This is a genomic window from Pseudopontixanthobacter vadosimaris (assembly GCF_012979275.1).
GTDB lineage: Bacteria > Pseudomonadota > Alphaproteobacteria > Sphingomonadales > Sphingomonadaceae > Pseudopontixanthobacter > Pseudopontixanthobacter vadosimaris.
The window spans coordinates 1-876 of record NZ_JABASZ010000001.1; the positions used below are offsets into that span (position 1 = coordinate 1).

The following is an 876-nucleotide window of genomic DNA, read 5'->3' on the forward strand; positions in this document are numbered from 1 at the left end:
CCAGCGCGCGCCGGTCGCGGCCGAGCGGCACCACGCGGGACCGCATCAGCGCCATCGCCGGAAAATCGCGCGCGCGCAGCAGCGGGGTCGCGGCAAAGACCATCGCCACCAGCAGGCCGTAAGCCGCCGCGACCAGCAGCGCGACAGGTTCGAAGACGAAGCCTGTCTCTACCGGTAACAGGCCGTCGAGTGCCTGCGCCAGCAGGGGCGTGACCAGCATGCCGGCAACCAGACCCGCGACGGTGCCGGCAAGCGCGGCAGTGCCGATCTGCAAGGCGTAAATGCGCGCGATGTCCGTGCTGGTCGCGCCCAGGATCTTGAGGGTGGCGATGCTGGTTCGCCGCGCTTCGAGATAGGATGATACGCCGCCGCCGATCCCGATGCCGGCGATGACGAGCGCGGCGAGGCCGACGAGGGTGAGAAATTCGCCCATCCGGCTGACGAAGCGTTCGGCGCCGGGCGCGGCGCGTTCCCGCGTGTCGATCTCGAAACCGGATGACGGGAAGCCTTCCTCCAGCGCCTCGCGCACCGGCTGCGGGTCGCGATCGGGGGTGAAGGCGACGCGATATTTGCTCTGATACATCGCACCGGGGGCAAGCAGCCCCGCGCGTGCGGGCAGATCTTCCGCCACGATAATCGTGGGGCCGAGCTGGAAGCCCTCGCCCAGCCGGTCCGGTTCATCGGCAATGATACCCGCCGCCAGCAATTCGGCGCTGCCGATGCGAAAGCTGTCGCCGACCGCGATCCCCAGCCGGTCGATCGCGCCCTGCGCCAGCCAGGCGCTGCCCGCTGGCGGCGCGGCGGCGGTGCGCCCGTCGGCAGAGGAACTGGAGGGGTTCGAGCCGGAATATACGATCATCGACCTGCCGAGCTTCC

The 876-nt window shown here is 69.7% G+C and carries 1 protein-coding gene; it reads right to left on the bottom strand.

Features of this window, described 5'->3' with window-relative positions:
- The coding region (locus tag HG250_RS00005; RefSeq protein WP_240956812.1) for an ABC transporter permease at nucleotides 1–859 on the bottom strand (859 nt) is incomplete at its 3' end.
- Nucleotides 860–876: the final 17 nt, after the last annotated feature.